The organism is Arthrobacter sp. fls2-241-R2A-172 (assembly GCF_030208885.1).
In the GTDB taxonomy this organism is placed as follows: domain Bacteria; phylum Actinomycetota; class Actinomycetes; order Actinomycetales; family Micrococcaceae; genus Arthrobacter.
Genome location: NZ_JARVTB010000003.1, coordinates 452,137 through 471,567 on the forward strand (window position 1 = coordinate 452,137; position 19,431 = coordinate 471,567).

A 19,431-nucleotide genomic window follows, 5' to 3' on the forward strand; every position below is an offset into this window, starting at 1 on the left:
CGCAGGCGATACGATACCTAGGTGACTGAACCGAATTCCGATCCCGCCGCCGTCGCGCCTTTGCTGGGCGCCACAGACATTCGACGGCTCGCCGAGGAAATCGGTGTACGCCCTACAAAAACCCTGGGCCAGAACTTTGTGATTGACGGCAACACGATCCGCAGGATCGTGTCCGCCGCCAATATCGACGCCGGCGAGACCGTGTTGGAGGTCGGCCCCGGGCTGGGTTCCCTCACCTTGGGCCTGCTGGACGCGGCCAAATCGGTGGTGGCTGTGGAAATCGACCCCGTCCTGGCCAGGAAGTTGCCGGAAACCGTTCGGGCTTGGCGGCCGCACGCTGAAGAGAACTTCCACCTGGTGCTTTCGGACGCCATGAAAGTTACCGAACTGCCGGTGCCGCCCACGGCACTGGTAGCCAACCTGCCCTACAACGTTGCCGTGCCCGTGGTGCTGCACCTGCTCCAGCATTTCCCGAGCCTGCAGCACGGCCTGGTCATGGTGCAGGACGAGGTAGCCGACCGTTTGGCAGCAACTCCGGGATCCAAGATCTACGGGGTGCCGTCCGTGAAGGCCGCCTGGTACGGCCACATGCGCAAGGCAGGTGTCATCGGCATGAACGTGTTTTGGCCCGCGCCCAAAATACACTCAGGACTCGTGGCGTTCACCCGCCATGACCCGCCGCAGACGCACGCCACCCGGGAACAGGTATTCGCCGTCATCGACGCAGCGTTCGCCCAGAGGCGCAAGACCCTTCGCGCAGCCCTGGCCGGTTGGGCAGGGAGCGCAGCAGAAGCGGAGCGTTGCCTCGTTGCTGCCGGAGTGGACCCGACTGCCCGCGGTGAAGTCCTGGATATTTCCGCGTACGTCAAAATCGCCGAAGCCCGCCACCCCGTGGACGCATGACGCCGGGCACCCGTAAGCCGAGCAGCCTGCCGTTCGTGGGGGACCGCTTCCATGCCCGGACAGTGCGGGTCAAAGCTCCCGGAAAGGTCAACGTCTCCCTGAGCGTGGGCCCCCTGCGCGCCGACGGCTACCATTCGGTGGCCAGCGTCTACCTCGCCGTTTCCCTCTACGAGGAAGTAGCGGCAACCAGTACCGAGGCTGAGGGAATCACCGTCAGCATCAGCCCGGACAGCACCCTGGACCTCGACGGCGTCGAGATACCGCTGGACGAACGCAACCTCGCCTACAAGGCCGCCGCCATCATGGCGGAAATGTCCGAAAAGCCCACGGGCGTGCACCTGGAAATCACCAAGCGCGTACCCGTTGCGGGTGGCATGGGCGGCGGTTCCGCAGATGCCGCAGCGACGCTGCTCGCGTGCGATGCCTTGTGGAACAGCGGACTGTCCCGCGAAGAACTCGCGCACCTGGCTGCCGAGTTGGGCGCAGACGTGCCGTTCTCGCTCCTGGGGGGCACCGCCGTCGGCCTTGGCGTGGGCGACAAACTCTCCCCGGCGCTGGCAAAAGCCCAGATGGACTGGGTGCTGGTCTTTGCCGATTACGGGCTATCAACTCCCGATGTGTTCCGCACCCTTGACGGACTCCGGGATTCCGAAGGGGTAGACATTCCGGAGCCCGTGGACGTGGATCCCACCATTCTCCAAGCCCTCCGCCACGGTGACCCCGAGACGCTGAGCCGGGTCCTCATCAACGACCTCCAAAGGGCTTCCATCACGCTCGCTCCACAACTGCGTGACACGATCGGCCTCGGCGAAGCACGCGGGGCGTTGGCCGGAATGGTCTCCGGCTCCGGCCCCACCATTGCGTTACTTGCGCGGGACTCCGTCTCCGCCTCTGTACTCGCCGAAGAATTGACCCACCGGGGCCACACCGCGGTCGCGGTGCACGGCCCCGTTCCCGGCGCCCGGATCATCTCCGATACCCTCCTGTAGTACCCCTCCGGCTTTTTGCACCGCATTCCAGCAGTAGAAAGTAGTACCCATTGGCCCACCTGCTCGGCGGCGAAAACCTCACGGTTTCGTTCGCGACCCGCACTGTCCTCGACGGCGTCACCCTCGGTTTGGAGGACGGTGACCGCATCGGCATGGTGGGCCGCAACGGCGACGGCAAATCAACCCTGATGCGCCTGCTCGCCTTGCGCTCAACGCCCGATTCCGGCCGCGTGACCAAACGCGGCGACGTCACCGTCGGCTACCTTGACCAAGGAGACGTGCTAGACGGCGACCTCACCGTGGGCGCTGCGATCGTCGGCGACCGCGCGGACCACGAATGGGCCGCCAACCCCAAAATCCGCGAAGTCATGGGCGGACTGGTGGGCGACGTCGACTGGCACGCCAACGTCCACGCCCTCTCCGGTGGACAGAAACGCCGTGTCGCGTTGGCCAAGCTGCTCATTGAAGACCACGACGTCATCATGCTGGACGAACCCACCAACCACCTCGACGTCGAGGGTGTTGCCTGGCTTGCCCGCCACCTCAAGTCGCGTTGGCGAGCCAACCAAGGTGCCTTCTTGGTGGTCACCCACGACCGCTGGTTCCTCGACGAAGTCTGCAACTACACCTGGGAAGTCCACGACGCCATGGTGGACATGTTCGACGGCGGTTACGCCGCCTACGTTTTGGCGCGCGCCGAGCGTGACCGGATGGCCGCCGTCGTCGAAGGCAAGCGCCAGCAACTGGTCAAAAAGGAACTGGCCTGGCTTCGCCGCGGCGCCCCCGCCCGGACCGCCAAGCCGAAATTCCGCATCGAAGCCGCCAACGACCTCATCGCCGATGTACCGGATCCCCGCGACTCCGTGGCACTCAGCAAGATGGCCACCGCCCGCTTGGGCAAGGACGTCCTCGACCTTGAGAACGTGTCCCTTGACTTCCTCGACGGCGAGGACGGGCAGAAGCTTTTCGACAACATCACCCTTCGGCTTGCACCGGGCGAACGCCTGGGACTCGTGGGCGTCAACGGCGCGGGCAAGTCCACCTTGTTGAAACTGCTCAACGGCGAAATCCAGCCCACGTCCGGCAAAGTGAAGCGCGGAAAGACCGTGGTCACCGCCGTGCTCACCCAGGACGTCAAGGAACTCGACGACGTCTCGGACCTGCGCGTCATTGAGGTCATTGAGCGCGAGAAGCGGTCCTTCAGCGTGGGCGGCAAGGAATTCACCGCGGGACAGCTCGTGGAACAGCTGGGGTTCACCAAGGAAAAGCAATGGACCCCGGTCTCCGACCTTTCCGGTGGTGAGCGCAGGCGGCTGCAGCTCCTTCGCCTGCTGGTAGGGGAGCCCAACGTCCTCATGCTCGACGAACCCACCAACGACCTCGACACCGACACCCTTGCCGCCGTCGAAGATGTCCTGGACGGTTGGCCCGGCACGCTCGTAGTCGTCAGCCACGACCGCTACCTCCTGGAACGCGTCACCGACAACCAAATGGCGTTGCTGGGCGACGGCAAACTCCGTGGGCTGCCTGGCGGCGTAGACCAATATCTTGAGCTGCGCGAAGCTGCCCTGGCCTCAGGCGCGGTGGGCGGCGGCTCCGGCGCGCCGACTTCTGCCAGTGGAGCTTCCACTTCCTCTTCGTCCGGGTCTCCTTCAGGTGCCAGCGAAGCAGAAAAGCGCGAAGCCCGGAAGGACCTGAACAGGATCGACCGCCAACTCGGCAAGATCGCCCAGCAGGAAGAAAAGCTTCACACCCAGATGGCTGCGAAGTCCGAATCCGGCGACTTCGACGCACTCAGCGATCTCAATGCCAAGCTCCGCGAATTGCTGGACGAGAAAGAGGGCCTGGAGCTCGAGTGGTTGGAGGCCGCCGAAATCCTGGGCGAGTAGTTCAGGCCCAACGCTCTCTCATGTCCCGCCGGTTTGGGCGGGACGCTCGCTCACGTCCCGTAGCTTTCCCGCTGACGCTCGCTCACTTCACGCGTGCTATTCGGCGGCCTCGTAGCCTATGAGCCAGTGGAGGCCGTGACGGTCCACAACCTGGCCGTCTGATGCGCCCCACGGTTTCTGCGCCAGCGGGTCGACGATCCGGCCGCCGTCGGCAAGCTTGTCGAACCACTCGTGCAGGACCGCAGGCTCGGCCGCTCCGAGCAAGCTAAGCATGGCTCCTTCGATGCGGACGCTCTTCTCACCCGCCGCTGCGTCAGCGCCGGCCAAGGCAACAACTCCGCTCAGGACCCCATGGGCGACGGCGTCCGCGGGTCCGTCAGTGCGTGAGAAGTCCTGATACGAGTGAAGGGTTAGTTCTCCGCCAAAGATTTCCGCGTAGAAACCCAAGGCTTCGCGGGCAGTACCTGGGAAGAGGACATAGATCTGGGGTGCTGTCATGGGCAAATCCTACGAAAACGGCCCGGTTTCTCCTGCGCTGACACGTCGTTGGCCCGCTTCTCCGTCGTTGCCCAGCGACGCAATTGCGGGTTGGCGACGGAACTAGGGGAGAAAGGGGGGCTCAGCCCTCGGAGCGCAGCTCGGGCTCTTTCTGCAGCCCGGTGAGCCCGTTCCAGGCTAGGTTCACCAAGTGGGCTGCCACGGCACGCTTGTCAGGTTGGCGGCTGTCGAGCCACCATTGGCCGGTCATGGCCACCATGCCCACGAGCATCTGCGCGTACATGGCACCGTCGGCTGCGCTGAAACCCCGACGGGCGAATTCGTCCGAAAGCAGGTGCTCGACGCGCGCTGTGACATGCGAGAGCAGGGTTGAGAAGGCGCCTTCGGGCTGGGATGGTGGGGCGTCCCGCATGAGGATCCGGAATCCGTCCGTGCGGTCTTCGATGTAGCCCAGAAGGGCCAGCGCGGCACGCTCCACCAGGACGCGGGGCTTGGCGTCGGCGCTCAGTGACTCGGTGATGGAGTCCAGGAGTATCCGGAATTCGGTCTCCACGACTTGGCGGTACAGACCCTCCTTGGACCCGAAATGTTCGTATATGACCGGCTTGGACACACCGGCCGTGGCCGCGATTTCCTCGATGGTCGTGCCGTCCAGCCCACGGGCGGCGAAGAGTGCGCGGCCGATGCCAATGAGCTGGGATTTGCGCTGCTGCCCAGTCATCCGAACGCGCACTGCCGGACCGTTGTGGGCGGCGTCAGCGGGCTCGACGGCGGCCACTGGCAGGGAGATTTCAGTGCGCTTGCTCACGTGACCATCATGCCCCAGGTGCCACCCGGTAAGGGCGAAGGTGGTGTTCATTGGAGCGTCGCGGAACGAGTGGGGGCCAGCCGAGTCGCGAACCACGCAAAGGTCATGGCAAACTAGATTCTTGTGTGTGCATCCCGGTGAGCCGGGAAGCCCCCGGGCCCTGCCGCCTGGAGGTGTCAACCATGCACGGTCCGCTCTGGTGTAACGGCAGCACCCCGGCCTTTGGAGCCGTGGAGTATAGGTTCGAATCCTATGGGCGGAACGGTCGGAAAATGCGCTCCTCTCTGTACCTGGAACGGCTTGAACGGTGCCTGGGTCCATTGTTGGATGGCAGCATTCCGAAGCCGGGTTACCCGGGACATACCGAGCAAGGAGAGCCAGTACGTGAGCCCCGAAACCACCGGTCCCGCAGCGGTCATTGTTCTGGCCGCCGGCGCCGGAACGCGCATGAAGTCGCGGACTCCCAAGATTCTCCACGAAATCGGCGGGCGCTCCATGGTGGGCCACGCTCTCCTCGCCGCCCGTTCCATCTCCCCGCTGAAGCTGGCGCTTGTTGTCCGCCACGAACGGGACAGGGTTGCGGAGCACGTCACAGCACTGGATCCCGAGGCACTCATCGTTGACCAGGACGAGATTCCCGGCACCGGCCGCGCGGTGGAAGTCGCGCTCACAGCGCTCGACGCCGAAGCTGAACTCACCGGCACGGTAGTAGTGACCTACGGCGACGTCCCGCTGCTGACAGGTGAACTCCTCGGTGAACTGGTGACAACCCACGAAGCCGAGGGCAACGCAGTGACGGTGCTCACCGCGGTCCTGGACGATGCCACCGGCTATGGCCGGATCCTCCGCGCCGAAGACGGAACTGTCACCGGCATCCGTGAGCATAAAGACGCGAGCGAATCCGAGCGCAGCATCCGCGAGGTCAACTCAGGCATCTATGCCTTTGACGCGGCAGTCCTCAGGGACGCACTTAAGAATGTGACCACGGACAATGCCCAGGGCGAGATGTACCTGACCGATGTCCTCGGTTTGGCGCGCGACGCCGGCGGCCGGGTTGCCGCGGTCGTCACTGAAGACCGCTGGCAGGTTGAGGGTGCCAATGACCGCATCCAGTTGTCGGCGCTGGGCGCTGAGCACAACCGCCGGATCGTCGAGGCCTGGATGCGCGCCGGTGTAACCGTCGTGGATCCCAACACCACGTGGATCGACTCCACCGTCACGCTGGACGAAGACGTCCGACTGCTGCCCAATACGCAACTTCACGGTTCCACCACAGTGGCCCGTGACGCCGTCGTCGGACCTGACACGACCCTCACCGACGTCACTATCGGCGAAGGCGCAAAGGTCACCCGCACGCACGGTTCCGGCTCCGCGATTGGTGCCAAGGCAAGCGTGGGACCGTTCACGTACCTCCGCCCGGGCACGGTGCTGGGGGAGACCGGCAAGATTGGCGCATTCTATGAGACCAAGAACGTGACTATCGGCCGTGGTTCCAAGCTCTCACATCTGGGCTATGCCGGCGACGCCGAGATCGGTGAGGACACCAATATTGGCTGCGGCAACATCACTGCCAATTACGACGGCGAGAAGAAGCACCGCACGGTTATCGGCTCCGGCGTCCGCACAGGTTCCAACACCGTGTTCGTCGCCCCGGTGACTGTTGGCGACGGCGCGTACAGCGGTGCCGGTGCCGTGATCCGTAAGGACGTCCCCGCCGGTGCCCTGGCCCTGAGCCTGGCCGCGCAGCGGAATGCCGAAGACTGGGTCATCTCCAACCGCCCAGGCACGGCCTCAGCACAGCTGGCCCAAGCCGCGCAGGCTTCCACATCCTCCCAATCCCCGGCAACCACAGAAGAGGGCAACTAGGCATGAGCGAAATTACCGCACACGGCGAGAAGAAATTGATTCTCGCCGCCGGAAGGGCGCATCCGGAGCTGGCGCAGGAAATCGCGAAGGAGCTGGAGACCGAACTCCTGCCCATCGACGCCTACGACTTCGCCAATGGGGAAATCTACGTCCGTTCGGCCGAGAGCGTGCGAGGCACTGACGCCTTCGTCATCCAGGCCCACCCGGCTCCCTTGAACAACTGGCTCATGGAGCAGTTGATCATGATCGACTCCCTCAAGCGCGCCTCTGCCAAGAGGATCACGGTTGTTTCCCCGTTCTACCCGTACTCCCGCCAGGACAAGAAGGGCCGCGGCCGCGAGCCGATTTCCGCCCGCCTCGTTGCCGACCTGTACAAGACGGCCGGCGCGGACCGCATCATGTCCGTTGACCTGCACACCTCGCAGATCCAGGGCTTCTTTGACGGTCCCGTTGACCACCTGATGGCCATCCCGCTGCTGGCTGACTACATCCGCACCAAGGTCGAAGCCGACAACATCACAGTTGTTTCGCCCGATACCGGCCGCGTCCGCGTCGCCGAGCAGTGGGCGGAGCGCCTCGGCGGTGCCCCGCTGGCGTTCGTGCACAAGAGCCGCGACCTCACGGTTCCCAACCAGGCCGTCTCCAAGACGGTCGTTGGCCAGGTCGAGGGGCGCACCTGCGTGCTCATCGACGACATGATCGACACCGGCGGAACCATCTCCGGCGCCGTCCAGGTGCTGAAGAACGCCGGCGCCAAGGACGTCATCATCGCTTGCACGCACGCCGTGTTCTCCGACCCCGCGGCCCAGCGCCTGGCGGATTCCGGGGCGCGCGAAGTGGTTGTCACCAACACGCTGCCCATCCCGGCCGAGAAGCGCTTCCCGTCGCTGACGGTGTTGTCGATCGCGCCGCTGATCGCCCGCGCCATCCGTGAAGTGTTCGACGACGGTTCGGTCACCAGCCTGTTTGACGGCAAGGCCTGATACCCAAGCCCCATGAAACGGGCCACCTGCCGCCTCCGGGCGTGCGGGTGGCCCGTTTTCAGTTTGAAGGGTGTTCGCTGCTAAACTTTTGGGGATACCTTGGCGAGGGAGAGCACATCCGGTTCGCAGCAGTGTGAACCAGGGTTGCGGGTCTCCGTTATCGACTGGGTCTGCATCTCCTTCAACACAGGCGGAATGGCTGCACAGCGGCCAATCCCAGCCGGGCGTAGAAGGTCTCCAGACCTCCGCCCTTGCTGATAGACCTGTCCGGCCTTCGCCGGACGCCACAGTAATCAAGGAGTACACATGTCTGAGCAGAAGCTCACCGCAGAACTGCGCACCGAATTCGGCAAGGGTTTCGCCCGCCGTGCACGCATGGCCGGCCAGATCCCGGCTGTCATCTACGGCCACGGCGCAGAGCCGATCCACATCAACCTGCCGGGCAAGGCAACCACGCTGGCAGTGCGCGTTTCCAACGCACTCCTTGCGATCGACGTTGACGGCGAGCAGCACCTGACGCTGGTCAAGGACATCCAGCGCGATCCCGTAAAGCAGATCATCGAGCACGTTGACCTGCAGACCGTGAAGGCCGGCGAGAAGGTTACCGTCGACATCGCGATCCACGTTTCCGGTGAAGTTGCACCGGGTGCCGTTGCCAGCCTCGAAGCCACCACGGTTTCCCTCGAAGCTGAGGCAACCCACGTGCCCACCGCCGTCGAGGTCAACATCGAAGGCCGCAAGGCCGGCGAGAACGTCCACGCTTCGGACCTCGAACTCCCCAAGGGTTCCACGCTGCTCACCGAAGGCGACACCCTGGTGGTCCGCGTCGCCGAAGCCGCCGCCTCCGAGGAAGAAGAGACCACGGAAGCAGCCGCAGAGTAGTCTTCTGACTGCTTGAGGCTCCTGCCTTGAAATGGCCGGGTCCCCCTTGGGGTCCCGGCCATTTGCCTTTGCCCTTGAACACGGACCGTGACGCTTTCCTAGGATGGGATCATGACTGACACCTGGCTGATTGTCGGCCTCGGCAACCCCGGCAGCGAGTACAGCAACAACCGGCACAATGTGGGCCAGATGGTGTTGGATGAGCTGGCCTCACGCATGGGAGGGAAGTTCAAGACCCATAAAGCGCGGGCCCAGGTGGTGGAGGGCCGGCTTGGCATTGGCGGACCGCGGGTGGTGTTGGCCAAGCCCATGACGTACATGAATGTCTCCGGCGGCCCGGTCGCCGGATTGTGCAACTTTTTCGACATCGCCCCGGACCACGTCATCGCTGTCCACGACGAGATCGACATCCCTTTTAACACGGTCAAGTTAAAAACAGGTGGCGGTGAAGGCGGACATAACGGCCTTCGGGACATCTCCAAAGCCCTCGGCACCAAGGACTACTACCGCGTTCGCGTGGGTGTTGGAAGGCCGCCGGGACGAATGGAAACTGCCGACTACGTACTGCGCGATTTCGGCACCGCAGAAAAGAAGGATCTCCCGTTCCTCATTGACGAAGCAGCCGACGCCGTGGAGTTGCTCATGGCCCAGGGGTTGCTGGCGGCGCAGCAGAAACACCACCCCGCCAAAACTTGAGCAAATCTTGAGGAAAGCCTGATCAAAGCCTGACGGTCCCCAGGACCCTAAGGCCTACACACTGTCGGCGCCCGAAGGTAGTGTGCATGGTACGCAGAAAAGCGGTGGGGGACTGTCGCGGATGTGTAGCTAAGGATGCGGATGTCGGCGGAGTTGCTAAACAGGAGCGGTGGAGGCGCAGCGAGGGCTGCGGCTCCTGATCTTGTGGGCGGCGCGACGGATCGGCAAACGTGGTCGCTCCTGGCACGAAGCCGTGATGTGTCCAAGGCAGTGCAGTTCCTTGAGTCCTCGGACTCCTCCGGCGTGGTCCTGACCGGTGATCGGGGGATCGGCAAGTCCGGCGTCGCACGCGCCGTCGTCTCCTCGCTGGGACCCAAGGTCCACAGCCTGCAACTGCGCAATACCGTGGCCGGCGCACAAACCCCCTACGGATGTCTCGGCTTCCTTCTGGCGCGTTTGCCTTCCGAGGCCGTCAGCTCGCCAACAGGCATCCTGCACGCAGTGACCAACTTGATCCGCTCAGAAGCTGCAGGTCGGGAGACAGTCTTCATCGTGGACAATGCCGGCGGTATGGATCCGATGAGCACGGGGGTCCTGTTGAACCTCATGGCCACGGGAACCGCCAAAGTGATCGCCACGGTGCAGCGTTCAAGCGAACTCCCCGCAGACTTCCACCGCCTGGTCCTTGAGGGCGAGCTCGCTGAAGTGCATTTGAACACGCTCAGCGAAGAACAGACAAAGCAGGTGCTTGGTTCCGTCCTCGGCCACTACGTTTCTTCCACCTTGGTGGGTTCGTTGCATTCTGCCGTGGGTGGTAACCCGATGCTGCTGCATGCCCTCCTGGAGGAGCAACGGCATTCAGGCAACCTGGTCCTCAATGATTCCGTGTGGACGCTCCGCGACCGGATCAAGCTTGAAGGCGCGACCGTGGTGGAGGACTTCGTCCGTTCCAGGCTGGCGCGCGAACCGCAAGCCAGCAGGACCGTCGTCGAAATCCTGGCTTGCGCTCAGCGCGCGACGCTCGTTGACCTGGCAGCCCTCGTTGATACTGACGTCCTGGTGGAGATGGAAGAGCGTGGCCTGCTCACGGTCGAACGCGGTGAGGCGCACTGGGTCTCGCTGCGGGACCCTTATATGGGTGAGGTTGTCCGTGGGTGGCTCAACACCCGTCGGATGAAGGAGCTTCGACTCATGCTCCACGGACCCAAAGAGCCCGACCTTCAGGGGCTGGCACCGCAGGACCTGCTGAGCTACGCAGCCTGGATGCACGCCTCAGAAGACGAGCCCACACCCTCTCCCTCCTTGGCATTGGCCGCAGGCAGGGCAGCTTTGGACGACTATGACCCCAACTTCGCCATCCAGTGCACGCAGTCACTTGACCCGAAGGACAGTGAGTGGGTCCCCGGACAGCGCCTGAAAGCTGCCGCCTACCTCATGCTTGACCTTCCCCTGCACGCCGCACAGGCGCTGGATGAAGTCTCAGAGCAGCATGTGTCCGCCCTGGACCCGCTGGAATTTGCCGAACTCACGGCCTCGAAATGCCAGGCCATGACGTGGATCGATGGCCGCTCGGCCTTGGTCCCCGGCGTCATCTCGGACGGACTGGAAAAGCTCGACGCCATGAACGGCTCACACCCGGCGGGGACCATGGCCAAGGCACGGAACCGGCTCCAGCTGTGCAGCTACGAGTACAACACCTTCATGGGTGAGTACGCGGCCATGATTGATTCCTTGGAAGAAGAGCTGGACAAAGACCCCGCCGAGGACATGGAGCACTGGTTGCGCTCGTCCTTGTTCCTGGTGGAGGCCCGCTGCATGATGGGCCGGGAGCTTGATGCCCAGGAGCTTGCCCGCGCCGTTTCGCGGCAGCTGGGAGATACGGACCGACCCGGCCAGTTTGAGGAAGCATTCGCCAGGCACACATTTTTGGTCTTGTTGCTCTCCGGACAATGGCGGCAATGCATTGAGCTCGTCCGCCGCACCCCCTCACGATCGTCCCGCCTGCAGTACAGGGGTGCGCTCACTGAATTGGGAATCGGATTGGCCTACGCTTACGCAGGGAAGCCAGCCAGCGCGATCGAGCCCCTGCGGTCAGCGGTTGCGCAACTGGAGCTGCGCCCGGCCATGAACATGAACAAGGTAGGTTATGCGGCCACCGCATTCGCCTACGCCCAGCTGGGCAACTCGGTGGAAGCGGGCCGGTACTTGGACCTGTACCGCACCTGCCGGGGTGTTGGCACCTACTTTTCAGAGTCCGTTGCCGAGTTCTGCGCTGAGATGGCCGGGCGGTGGATGGGTGACAGGGACGTCAAGCAGCGGCTCATGGCCCGGGTCCGCAATGACTTGGAAAACCAGCGCTACACCACGGCCGGTATCTGCCTCTTCGGCGCGACAGTGGAAGGCACGGATGAGGAATACCGGCTTCTGGAAGACATCGCCGGCCACCGTCAAGGGCCGCTGGCCAGGATCTCAGCAGACCTGGCACGCGGAGCGCTGAACAAGAGCTCCAAGTCGATGCTTGCCGCCGCTGACGCCGCCTCGGCGCTGGAACTGTTGGTCGTCGAAGCACGGTGCGTGGCCATGGCCCTGGACTTTGCACGCGAAGCCGGCGAGTCCACAGCTGCCCGGACAGCCCAGTTGAGGCTCGAACGGCTGGAGCACTCGGTTTCGGCGCTGCCCATCCAGCCGCGCAGCGACGCGCCGGTGTTGACGGAACGGGAACGCCAAATTGCTAAACTCGCCGGAAAGGGTGTCAGCAATCGCGAAATCGCGATGGATATTGGGGTGTCTGTGCGAACTGTGGAAGGCCACCTGTACCAGGTGTTCACCAAGCTTGGTGTTTCGTCTCGAGGCGAGCTCAATGGGCTGCTGTGAGGTTGGACCCGGAAACCCCTTAGGGTCGGCACGGATTGCCCATGCAGGCTGAGCACCTTGTAGGCCGGGACTCAGAGCTGGCCTTGGCCACGGAGATATTACGCCAGGAGGGTGCGGGGGCTGTGCTCCTGCTCGCGGACCCCGGCATCGGCAAAACTGCCCTGGCGGCCGAGATCGCCGCCCGCCTCGCCGGCGAGATGGTGGTGATGCGGATTCACGGAAGTCCCGCACTGTCCGCTGTTCCCTATGGCGTCCTGGCGCCCTACCTGCTGGACCTTCCGGTGGAGCAGGCGACGTCCCCCGTAGCGATACTTCGTGAGTTCTGGTCGCAGTTCGAGAGGCGCCGCGGCGGAGAAGGTGCCCGCCTGCTGCTGATCGTCGATGATGCCCATGACCTCGATGAAGGCAGTACCCAAATCCTGGCCGAACTGGTGACGGCAGGCTGGGCCCGGCTGGTGGCGACCAGCAGGCCTCGTCCCGGCCTGCCGCCGGCTTTGCTCCAGCTGTGGTACGACGGACTGGCCGAACGGCTGGAACTACACCCCTTGGAGAAGGACAAGGTCACTGAACTCGCCGAGAAAACCCTTGGCGGAACGGTCATGGCGAGCGTCGCTGAGGTGCTGCACACCCTTTCCGAGGGCAACCCCTTGCTGCTGCGTTGCTTGCTGGACGATTCACGGGCCGATGGGAAGCTGGTGCGCCGGAACGGCATCTGGTTCCTGACAGGTGCCCTCACCGGGACGGGCGAAGGCCTGGCCGAGGTCGTGCGGAACAGGGTCCTGCGGACCAGCGAGGCCGAACGGGAGGCCATGTACGTCATTGCCCTGTCCGAACCCGTCCCCGCCTCGGTATTGGACGCCCAGGTTGGCAGGGACACTGTAAGGGCGTTGGTGGACAACCGCATGGTCGTATCAACCAACGGTCCCGGCAGCCCCCTCAAAATGTGGCATCCGCTGTACAGCGAGGCTCTTCGCCAGATCGTTTCGCCAGCCCGCAGCCTGCAAATCCGCCAGAGGATGGTGCAGGACCTGCTCTCGGAGCCGCCAACGGCGGAAGGGTTGCTCCGCATGGTGAGCTGGGCGCTGGACTGTGGCGCCGACGTCGAGGATGAACAGTTGCTCCAGGCTGCCTTCCTGGCCGCCAGGCTGCTCCAAAATCCGTTGGCCATGGCGGCAGCCCGCAAAGTCCGTTCGGATGCGCTGCAACCGCGGGCACGTGCAGTGATGGCGATGGTGCATTATCACGACGGCGACTTCCGCAGTGCCGCGCGCTTGTTGGAGGTGGACTCCGGGTTCCTGGACGCCGACCCGTCGGGACCCCTGGGGACCGGCTTGTTGTGGGCCGCGGCCAGGACCGCAGCCGGGGATTCATCCGGAGCGATCGTGGCCGAGGCCCAGGCCGCTGCGGAAGCCCTGGTGAAGGGGCTGCCGGAGGCCATGAGCGGGCACGTGGGCAGGCAAGCCCGGGTATTGGAGTTGGCCGCGTTGGCCTACGACGGCCAGTACGGGGAACTCCGCGAAGGTTTGGAACTCTTTGCTGCGGACCTTGACCCGGAACAAGCGGATTTCGTCACAAACCGGATCTCCCTGCTGGCCATGCAGTGTGAACTGCTCACCGCAGAAGGCCAGCCTGTGCAGGCAATGGAGGCGGGCCGGGAGGCGTTGTCGCTCCTGGACGGGCGCACGGAGGACCTCCTCTACTTCCGCGACTTCGTGGTGGTCCGCTATGTGTTCGCAGCCCTGGAGTCCGGGGACTGGGATGCAGTCAACTCCGCGCTTGACGGATACGCCGCAAGCTCGGCCATGGGCCTCATTGTTTTCGGTGGAGGTATCCAGGCACTGAAGGGGTTGTCGCTGCTTCGGCAGGGCCGGCTGGAGCAGGCCACGGAGATGCTGACCCCCGCCGTCGAAGCCCTCGGGGTCACTGATCCTCAACGCTTGCGTGGTCTGGGCGCCGCACTGGCGCTGTACGCCGCGGCCAGGTCCGGTGATGCCGCCCTCGCCCACCGGTTGGCAGGGGAGCAGGACACCAACGGCTCTGGCGGAGCATATGTGGATTCCCTGGCCGAGATCTTCAGGCTGGCCGGCATGGAACTCGTTGAGGAGGGCTCCGGTTTGCCGGCACTGAGGCAGATCCCTGCGTCCCGGCCTGTGCACGGCCTGCCAGGTCTTTTGCTCCAGAACCTTGTCCTCAGGGCCGAACTCGGTGAAGCGGAAGCCATGGAGTCCATCAGGGCAACGGCGTCGTCGATGGCGGGGGCCTGGGCGGCCGGCTGGCATTCTTTTGCCGCAGCCGACGTGGCCGGTACGGGCCAAGGGTACGTCAACGCGGGCAACCTGTTGGCCGCTGCCGGAATGCCGGGCCCCGCAGCTGTGACTTTTGACAAGGCTGCGGCAACTTTCGATGCCGAAGGAAAGCGTCCCGAGGCCAGGCAAGCGGCGGTCCTGCGGGACGTCAGCGAGGCGAACCTGGGTGACGCACTGGTCCATGATCCGCAGGCCGACGCGGACCGGTCCGTCCCGTTGACGCGACGCGAGCAGGACATTGTTGCGTTGGCGGTCTCGGGACTGACTGACCGGCAGATTGCCGAGAAGCTGATGGTTTCGGTGCGTACCGTGGAAGGGCACCTGTATCGGAGCTACGCCAAACTGGGTATCCGCCGACGCGAAGACCTTGGGGCTGCGGTCCGTCCCTGAGAGGACCAAACCGAGTACCTGCATGCAGGATCCCGCGCTACTTGTGCCGGGATCCTGCGGTGTTTAACCATTCACTGGAGTAATCCCCGGATGTCCCGAGCCCAAACCAAGTAGTGCCCGCCCAAGGGACTGAGTACAACACAGTATCGGGGTCCCGAAAGCCCCGAACTATTCGAGTACCAACTACTGATGTACGGAATTTCCGGTCCCGGCAATATTGATCTTGGAAGAACGGTTCAGCCCCAAGCATCACCGGGATTCCGAAAGTCGCATCATCCGCATCGGTGGTCTCCAGAACCGATGCTCCGGCCACCGCAAGGTGATCCGGCCCTGGACGAAGCCGGCGGCGACAGAGTCTTCTGAGACCGAGACTCTCCCCCCAGCCGTCGCCGGCTTCTAGGCCAGGGACCCGCGAATCGCGGACCCCCCAAATTCCCGGACCATGGGACTGCTTCTAGTGGAGTGTGCATGCTGCCGGATCCTTGGCTGGACGAAGACACCGTCACAGCCGGACTGCGGCCAACGTCCCTCCCGGACCGGACACAGCTTCTGGACATCATTCTTTCCTCAGTACCATCGCCATCCACCAGCGGGATCGTGGTTGCAGGTGACAGCGGATCGGGAAAGACCCACCTGTTGCTCTCCATCAAAGCAGGACTATCCGACACCATGGACGTCCGCACCTTCGCGGGCACCCCCGAATTGAAGGCAATCCGGTATGGCGCGTTGGGGGCCTTCGAAGCCGACGGCGGTGATTCCGTTCTGCCGGGCCTGCATGTCCTCCGCGCCCTCACCAGTTCGCTGGGGCCCGCCGCGCACCTGTACACCCCACCTCCCGGACGACGCCGCAACAGGAAGCCGACCCCGCCGTCGCGACCACCGCTGGTCCTGCTGGTGGACGACATCCACGACGTCGACCCGGCGTCGTTGGCTGTCCTGTTGCAGCTCATTCCGGGCTTCGGGGCCACCCTGGTGGCAACCGCCGACAGCCGCCGGCCCCTGCCCCAGGATCTCTACCAGCTCTGGGAGGAAGGCTTCCTGGACCAGTACTTCCTTCCCCCTTTCACGTTCAGAGAGGCGCACGCCCTGTGCGAAGCGCTGCTGGGCGGGCAGGTCCAGCGACGGGCCAGCAGCCTGCTCTCGGCCATATGCGGCTTCAATGCGGCCCTCCTCTGCCTGGCGATCGCAGACGCCCGAAGCGCCCGTTTGCTGGTGCAGCGGGAGGGCTTCTGGACCATTGACGTCCGCGCACACTGCGATTGGCCGCGGGTTGTTGAGCGTGTCCGCACCGAAAACGCTGCGAGGACGTCGGAAGAGCGGCAGGCCCTGGAACTCGTTGCGCTCGCCGAACCGATAGGCCTGGACGTCGTGGAGCGCCACTTTGGCCAAGGGGCCGTGGAACACCTCCTTGCTTTGCAACACGTCAGGATGCTCGGCGGCAGCCCGCCTCTGCTCCGCACAAGTCCGTGGCTGCGTGGCGAAGCGACCCGACTGTCGGTTCCCCGGTCCAGGAGCGTGGCTTTGCGTCTGGGAATCGAGGATCCGGCGCTCACCAGGGAGTCCGCGCCTACCTTGCTGCGATGGATGACATGGACACTGGAGTGTGGACTCTCCCTTTCGGATGAACTTCTCCTGGCTGCGGCGCCCGCCGCTGACAGGCCGTCGACGGCGGAACTTGCCATGCGGGCAGCGGCGGCCGTCTCGGATCCGGGCCACCGGGACGAAGCGAGGCTCCTCCGGGCCCGGGCGCTGCTCGCCGAGGGCCAACTTCGCGAAGCAGCCCCCGAACTTCGTGGCCTGGCTGTAGGCGGAGAGTCGCCGGCCGTGAAGTCAGATGCCACGCACCACCTCATGGCGCTGGAGCTCCTCGGGGCCGTTCCAGGTGTCGAGCCGGATGCCTCGGAACCGTGGTCCCTGGTCGCCGGCAACGTCCGGGACGCCGAACGCCTCTTGCTCGCCGGCGCCGTGCCGGAGGCGCTGCAACGGTCCTCAGCTGCGATGGCGGCACTCGACGCGGACCCGGCCTTGGCGATGTTCCGGCCGGCAGTCCTGCTCCGCCACGCCATCTGCCTGAGGTACAGCCTGGCGTGGGACACCATGGACGCACTCCTGGATTGCCCCGCCCCCTACGCCCTGCCGGCGAACCTTGCCGTGTGCATGGATGTCGCCCGCGGATATGCCGAGCTGGTCCAGGGGCTCGCCAGGGCAGCACGACGCACCTTGAGGCCGGTGCTGGCAGAGTTGCACGACGCCGGCCTTCCGCAGGTACTTTCGCTGGCGGCCGCGTTGTTGGCCTACGCGGAGGCCCTGTGCGGAAATCCGGAGGCCGCCCTGGAATGTGCCGGGCGAAGCAGTTCCGCACTGACCGGACACGATCCCGGGGCGCTGCTGCCCAGGCTCAGCGCGCTCTACGTCGCGGCGGCCCGGGATTGTGTCGCCGGGCGGGATGGCTCCTCCGGCCAGCCGGCCCATTTGATCCAGCTCGCAGGAGAGGGCCGTGGGGACCGGACCTTTTTGATCGAAGCCGAGGCGCTCTCCCTCATCGCGCTGGACCCCCACGCGGCCGCCGTCGACGATCCCGCCAGCCAGCGGCAGCTGGCCGAAGCAGCCGCAGTCCTGCAGGGTGCGGCCGGGGCTTCCCTCGCGATGTTTGCCAAGGCGTTGATGGGAGATGAGCCAAAGTCGCTCGAGGCCGCGGGCCGGAGCCTATCGGAGGATCGGCTGTTCGCCCACGCCGCCATGAGCTACTCCCGCGCCGCAAGAGGCTATGAGGCCAAGACCCGGAGCGCGGCAAGCCGCCGCGCCACGATGCTGGTCAACAAGTTGCTCACCGCTTTCGAAAGCGGAGCTGTTCCGCCGCTGGGGTGGGCCCCCGGGCGGGCCGGCAGCTAACGTGCTGTAAGGCACACCCCCTGCTCCGCACGCCGGAGGTCTCCGTGGGATAATGGGGAGTCCCTGAAGGATTTCCAAGGAGCGTCCCTTGACTGCCGTATCAACCCCCGCCTCACTCCTACGGTCCGTGCCTGCCATGGACAATGCGGAGGTGTTGCGGATCCGGAACGACTTCCCGGTGCTGGATCAGTTGGTCAACGGCAAACCGTTGATCTACCTCGATTCCGGGGCTACGTCCCAGAACCCGCTCAGCGTGATCGAGGCCGAGCAGGAATACTACGAGCAACGCAATGCTGCGGTTCATCGTGGGGCGCACCACCTGGCCGTCGAAGCCACGGAAGTGTTCGAGGACGCCCGCCAGACTGTCGCGGACTTCATCGGCGCCAATTACGAAGAAACAGTGTGGACTTCCAACGCCACCGAAGGCCTCAACCTGGTCAGCTACGCCCTCTCCAACGCCGCGCTGTGGGCCGCGCAGGGCCGTGGTGGCGCCGCGTTGAAGGAACTGGCTATTGGCGCAGGTGACGAGATCGTGGTCACCGAAATGGAGCACCACGCCAACCTGATCCCGTGGCAGGAACTCGCATTCCGGACCGGTGCCACGCTCAAATACATCCCCATCACGGACGACGGCGCGCTTCGCCTGGATGTTGCGGCGGAACTCGTCGGGGAGCGGACCAAAGTGTTGGCCTTCTCGCATGCCTCCAACGTCCTGGGAACCATCAACCCCGTGGCGGAGCTCGTGGCCCTGGCTCGTCGCGTCGGCGCTTTGGTGGTGCTGGACGCCTGCCAGTCCGTGCCGCACATGCCGGTCAACGTCAAGGACCTGGACGTCGACTTCGCTGCGTTCTCCGGCCACAAAATGTTGGCACCTACCGGTGTGGGCGTCCTGTACGGCAAGCAGGAACTCCTTGATGTCCTGCCGCCGTTCCTGACCGGCGGTTCCATGATCACCACGGTCACCATGGAACGGGCGGAGTACCTGCCCGCCCCGCAGCGGTTCGAAGCCGGGACCCAGCGCATCTCGCAGGCAGTGGCTCTGGCAACTGCCGTGAACTACCTCGCCGAAACCGGCATCGAGCGCATCCACGCATGGGAATCGACCCTGGGCCAACGGCTGGTCAAGGGGCTGGAAAGCATCGACGGCATCCGCGTTGTAGGGCCTGCTTCGGGCTCTGAACGGATCGGACTGGCTGCGTTCGATGTCGCCGGCGTGCATGCCCATGACGTCGGCCAGTTCCTGGACGACCGCGGAATCGCGGTTCGTGTCGGCCACCACTGTGCACAGCCGCTGCACCGTCGCCTGGGCCTGACGGCCACCACCCGCGCAAGCACATACCTCTACAACACCACGGACGACGTCGATGCTTTCCTTGACGCCGTTTCCGGGGTCCGGGCCTACTTCCAGGCCTGAACACCGGGTTCCCCCCCAGATACTTAGTTAGGCATCAGCGC

At 64.6% G+C, this 19,431-nt stretch carries 13 protein-coding genes and 1 tRNA gene; 12 read left to right on the forward strand and 2 right to left on the reverse strand.

Annotation, left to right across the window (positions count from 1 at the left end; all coding sequences use genetic code 11):
• Positions 1–21 precede the first annotated feature (21 nt).
• Genes rsmA through QRM57_RS07630 form a run of 3 tightly spaced genes read left to right on the forward strand, consistent with a single transcriptional unit; the run spans position 22 to position 3,781 of the window.
• Positions 22–903 carry a 16S rRNA (adenine(1518)-N(6)/adenine(1519)-N(6))-dimethyltransferase RsmA gene (gene rsmA, locus QRM57_RS07620; protein WP_284986141.1) on the forward strand — a complete coding sequence of 294 codons (882 nt, stop codon included), beginning with the start codon at positions 22–24 and terminating at the stop codon, positions 901–903.
• Positions 900–1,892 (forward strand): 4-(cytidine 5'-diphospho)-2-C-methyl-D-erythritol kinase, encoded by a 993-nt coding sequence (locus QRM57_RS07625; protein ID WP_284986142.1) that lies wholly within the window; start codon positions 900–902, stop codon positions 1,890–1,892. The genes rsmA and QRM57_RS07625 overlap by 4 nt, the downstream gene beginning before the upstream one ends.
• Before the next feature lie 50 nt (positions 1,893–1,942).
• Positions 1,943–3,781 (forward strand): ABC-F family ATP-binding cassette domain-containing protein, encoded by a 1,839-nt coding sequence (locus QRM57_RS07630; RefSeq protein WP_284986143.1) that lies wholly within the window; start codon positions 1,943–1,945, stop codon positions 3,779–3,781.
• 96 nt (positions 3,782–3,877) lie between these two features.
• Here the strand turns inward: QRM57_RS07630 and QRM57_RS07635 are convergent, their stop codons facing one another.
• Together QRM57_RS07635 and QRM57_RS07640 are read right to left on the reverse strand one after the other, a co-directional pair.
• Positions 3,878–4,279 carry a VOC family protein gene (locus QRM57_RS07635; protein WP_257368625.1) on the reverse strand — a complete coding sequence of 134 codons (402 nt, stop codon included), beginning with the start codon at positions 4,277–4,279 and terminating at the stop codon, positions 3,878–3,880.
• 121 nt (positions 4,280–4,400) lie between these two features.
• A complete protein-coding gene (locus QRM57_RS07640) occupies positions 4,401–5,000 on the reverse strand; it encodes a TetR/AcrR family transcriptional regulator (protein WP_235519747.1) in 600 nt (199 codons plus the stop codon).
• A 277-nt stretch (positions 5,001–5,277) separates the two neighbouring features.
• Between QRM57_RS07640 and QRM57_RS07645 the strand changes: the two genes are divergently transcribed.
• The 9 genes from QRM57_RS07645 to QRM57_RS07685 all read left to right on the forward strand — a co-directional run bounded on the left by QRM57_RS07645 (position 5,278) and on the right by QRM57_RS07685 (position 19,390).
• A tRNA-Gln gene (locus QRM57_RS07645) sits at positions 5,278–5,349 on the forward strand.
• A 122-nt stretch (positions 5,350–5,471) separates the two neighbouring features.
• Entirely contained in the window at positions 5,472–6,953 is a 1,482-nt protein-coding gene (gene glmU / locus QRM57_RS07650) for a bifunctional UDP-N-acetylglucosamine diphosphorylase/glucosamine-1-phosphate N-acetyltransferase GlmU (protein WP_284986144.1), read from the forward strand.
• 2 nt (positions 6,954–6,955) lie between these two features.
• Positions 6,956–7,936 carry a ribose-phosphate diphosphokinase gene (locus QRM57_RS07655; protein ID WP_011774071.1) on the forward strand — a complete coding sequence of 327 codons (981 nt, stop codon included), beginning with the start codon at positions 6,956–6,958 and terminating at the stop codon, positions 7,934–7,936.
• A 306-nt stretch (positions 7,937–8,242) separates the two neighbouring features.
• Positions 8,243–8,818, forward strand: a complete 576-nt coding sequence (locus QRM57_RS07660; protein ID WP_235519390.1) for a 50S ribosomal protein L25/general stress protein Ctc — start codon at positions 8,243–8,245, stop codon at positions 8,816–8,818.
• Positions 8,819–8,929: 111 nt separating this feature from the next.
• Positions 8,930–9,514: an aminoacyl-tRNA hydrolase gene (gene pth, locus QRM57_RS07665; RefSeq protein ID WP_257368612.1), complete on the forward strand. Its 585-nt coding sequence runs from the start codon at positions 8,930–8,932 to the stop codon at positions 9,512–9,514.
• 2,580 nt (positions 9,515–12,094) lie between these two features.
• Positions 12,095–12,388: a helix-turn-helix domain-containing protein gene (locus QRM57_RS21050; protein ID WP_502868634.1), complete on the forward strand. Its 294-nt coding sequence runs from the start codon at positions 12,095–12,097 to the stop codon at positions 12,386–12,388.
• Between the two features lie 41 nt (positions 12,389–12,429).
• Complete coding sequence (locus tag QRM57_RS07675) at positions 12,430–15,084, forward strand: helix-turn-helix transcriptional regulator (RefSeq protein WP_284986146.1); 2,655 nt, start codon at positions 12,430–12,432, stop codon at positions 15,082–15,084.
• Positions 15,085–15,552: 468 nt separating this feature from the next.
• Complete coding sequence (locus QRM57_RS07680) at positions 15,553–17,976, forward strand: ATP-binding protein (RefSeq protein WP_284986147.1); 2,424 nt, start codon at positions 15,553–15,555, stop codon at positions 17,974–17,976.
• Between the two features lie 88 nt (positions 17,977–18,064).
• Positions 18,065–19,390, forward strand: a complete 1,326-nt coding sequence (locus tag QRM57_RS07685) for a cysteine desulfurase (protein WP_284986149.1) — start codon at positions 18,065–18,067, stop codon at positions 19,388–19,390.
• Positions 19,391–19,431 lie beyond the last annotated feature (41 nt).

What these genes read in the sequence shown, in the direction of transcription:
- QRM57_RS07675 (WP_284986146.1), top strand. Translation starts at nt 12,430, where the DNA reads ATGCAGGCTGAGCACCTTGTAGGCCGGGACTCAGAGCTGGCCTTGGCC.
- QRM57_RS21050 (WP_502868634.1), top strand. Translation starts at nt 12,095, where the DNA reads ATGGCCCTGGACTTTGCACGCGAAGCCGGCGAGTCCACAGCTGCCCGG.
- QRM57_RS07655 (WP_011774071.1), top strand. Translation starts at nt 6,956, where the DNA reads ATGAGCGAAATTACCGCACACGGCGAGAAGAAATTGATTCTCGCCGCC.
- QRM57_RS07640 (WP_235519747.1), bottom strand. Translation starts at nt 5,000, where the DNA reads ATGACTGGGCAGCAGCGCAAATCCCAGCTCATTGGCATCGGCCGCGCA.
- QRM57_RS07635 (WP_257368625.1), bottom strand. Translation starts at nt 4,279, where the DNA reads ATGACAGCACCCCAGATCTATGTCCTCTTCCCAGGTACTGCCCGCGAA.
- QRM57_RS07680 (WP_284986147.1), top strand. Translation starts at nt 15,553, where the DNA reads ATGCTGCCGGATCCTTGGCTGGACGAAGACACCGTCACAGCCGGACTG.
- pth (WP_257368612.1), top strand. Translation starts at nt 8,930, where the DNA reads ATGACTGACACCTGGCTGATTGTCGGCCTCGGCAACCCCGGCAGCGAG.
- QRM57_RS07660 (WP_235519390.1), top strand. Translation starts at nt 8,243, where the DNA reads ATGTCTGAGCAGAAGCTCACCGCAGAACTGCGCACCGAATTCGGCAAG.
- QRM57_RS07625 (WP_284986142.1), top strand. Translation starts at nt 900, where the DNA reads ATGACGCCGGGCACCCGTAAGCCGAGCAGCCTGCCGTTCGTGGGGGAC.